We start from the raw sequence: 2,830 nt of genomic DNA, 5'->3' as shown, positions 1-2,830 counted from the left end.
ATGCGCAGCTGGACAATGGCCAGTCGAAGGAAGAGTGGAAGGGCCAGGCTGAAGTCAACAAGATACTCGGCAACACGCAGACTATCCCAGTCGACGGCTTGTGCGTGCGCATAGGCGCGATGCGCTGCCACAGCCTGGCATTGACGATCAAGCTCACACACGATGTGCCGCTGGCGGAAATCGAATCCATCATCCGTTCCGGCAATCAATGGGTGAAATGGGTGCCGAATGAACGCGCAGTGACGGTCAAGGAGTTGATCCCGGCAGCAATTACCGGCGGTCTGGAAATCGGTGTAGGTCGCGTGCGCAAGCTGAACCAGGGACCGGAATACATTTCTGCCTTCGTCATTGGCGATCAATTGCTGTGGGGTGCGGCAGAACCATTGCGCCGCATGCTGCGCATCGTGCTCGAGCATTGATGTTGTAATTGTTGTAATTTTACGTCGTTGTCACGACGCAACATAAACCCGCCAAATTCGCTCAAATACAGAGCGATAGGCGGGTTTTAAATTAGTTGCCAAGATGGTTGCGCTTGCGCACGTAAGTCCATGATGCTATGGTGAAAGTTCTTAGAAAAACGATAAATAAGCGTTGCTTGTGGTCTTCAACGTACGCTAACGGAATACTCTCCATGCCACTAAAAATGCGGTCAACCTCTCGCTCTACATTTTCCTCGTTCAAATTAAAAACACTGAGCGCAGCGATGCTTTCCGCGCTCGTGTTATCGAATGCGTATGCGGCGGGCCTGGGCAAGCTGACTGTATTGTCGTCGCTGGGCCAGCCGCTGCGGGCAGAGATAGAATTAACCTCGGTGTCGCCTGAAGAAGCGGGATCGCTGATACCTAAGTTGGCATCTGCCGATGCATTCCGCCAAGCCAATATCGATCTCAATCCAGCCCTGTTTACGCTGAGGTTTGCAGTTGAACAACGTGGCAACCGGCCCGTCGTCCGCATCACCTCTACCCAGCCTATCAATGAGCCTTTCGTCGATATGTTGCTCGAACTGGGCGGCAATAAAGGCAAGCTGGTACGTGAATACACCTTCCTGCTGGATCCGCCTGAAATGCGTTCCGCGCGGCCAGCACAGGTAGCGCCGATTGCGATCAGCCGTCCGATCCCTCCGGTCATGAAGCAAGAGAGTGCGCCGGAGCCAGTATTTACACCGCAGCCCGTGCCGCAGCCTGCGGCAGAGCCGGCACCATCACCAGCGGTGCGTGAAACACCTGCACCTGCTGCAGCCAGGCCGGAGCGCACTACGTCTGCACCGAAGGCCGAAGCTCCATCCTCTGATGAACATCTGGTCAAGAAAGGCGATACGCTGGCGAAAATCGCGAATCAGTATCGTGCAGACGGTGTTTCTCTCGACCAGATGCTGGTGGCGCTGTATCGCGCCAATCCGGAAGCCTTTATCGGCAAGAACATGAATCGCCTGCGCGCCGGGCAAATCCTGTCAGTGCCGGATGCAGATGCGGCAAAATCAGTTGTCCAGTCCGAAGCCAGGGGTGTGGTGGTTGCACAAGCAGCCGACTTCAATAGCTATCGCAATAAACTCGCTGAACAAGTATCCACCGCAGCGGCGAAACAATCGGACGATGTCAAACAAACTGCTGGCGGCAAAATCACCACGCGGATACAGGAAGAATCCACTGCAACGGATCTGTCCAAGGACAAGCTCAAGTTATCCAAATCGGGAGCGGCATCAGCTGCAGGCTCCGATAAGGCAGTGAAGGCGGGTGCCAGCGCCGAAGAATTGATCGCCAAGGACAAGGCGATTGCAGATGCAGATGCGCGCGTCAAGGAACTCGAGAAAAACGTAAGCGAGTTGCAAAAAATCCTTGAAATCAAAAACAAGGATTTGGCTGAACAGCAAAAACAGGCAACAGCTGCAAGTGCGGCAACCCCGGCTGCGGTAGTTCCACCGGCAGCACCGGCTGTGCCAGCCCCTGCTGCCCCGGAAGCGGCAGCACCGCTGACGATGCCGCCAGTGGTTGAAGCACCTGTCGAGCCGGCTCCTGCTGCGGTAACAGAACCGGTTGCTGCTCCTGCCCCGGCTCCTGTTCCTGTCGTTAAAAAGCCAGTCGTGCCAGCGCCGCTTCCGCCAGCGCCTGGTTTCTTTGAAGACTTGATGAATAACGCCATGTTCCTGCCGGGTGCAGCTGCCTTGCTGGCCTTGCTCGCCGGACTCGGTATTTACAGCTCGCGTCGCCGCAAACAGCCAAAACCGTTTGATGACAGCATCATCACGGATTCCAGCCTGAAATCGAACTCTTTATTCGGTTCGACTGGCGGCCAAAGCGTGGATACCAATAACAGCGTATTCAATTCCAATTTCGTTCCGTCTGCCAGCCAGCTCGACACCAATGAAGTAGACCCCATCGCTGAAGCCGATGTTTATATTGCCTATGGTCGCGATGCACAGGCTGAAGAGATACTGAAAGAAGCGTTGCGCAACCAGCCTGATCGCCATGCAGTGCGTGTCAAGTTGCTGGAAATTTACGCCAATCGCAATGATGTGCGCTCCTTTGAAATGCTGGCCAGCGAGCTTTACAGTATGACCAAGGGCGAAGGCGATGAGTGGAGGCAGGCAGGCAACCTCGGCTTGATCCTCGATCCGGGCAATCCCTTGTACGCTTCCGGTACTTCATCGGGAAAAGCAGCACCTGAAGCCGCTGCATTGGCGGCTTCCGTACCGCAGTTCGATGAACAAAAACCAGACGCATTGCTGACAAGCACAGCATCCAATACCTCGTTCGATGCCGCGTCTTACTTCAGTAGTGCGAGCTCGCCTGCAGAAGATGCGCTGACTCAAAAACCGTCAGCAAGTGCGGCG

Annotated in this window: 2 protein-coding genes; both read left to right on the top strand. The window is 55.2% G+C overall.

Annotation, left to right across the window (positions count from 1 at the left end; translation table 11 throughout):
* The coding region (locus Q7T06_RS12895) for an aspartate-semialdehyde dehydrogenase (protein ID WP_304785206.1) at positions 1 to 419 on the top strand (419 nt) is incomplete at its 5' end.
* Positions 420 to 703: 284 nt separating this feature from the next.
* Positions 704 to 2,830: FimV family protein (locus tag Q7T06_RS12890; protein WP_304785205.1), on the top strand; the 2,127-nt coding region annotated here is incomplete at its 3' end.

The sequence above is a fragment of the Herminiimonas sp. genome, from assembly GCF_030645555.1.
Classification (GTDB): Bacteria; Pseudomonadota; Gammaproteobacteria; order Burkholderiales; family Burkholderiaceae_D; genus Oxalicibacterium.
This window is presented reverse-complemented; position numbering and strand designations above follow the sequence as displayed.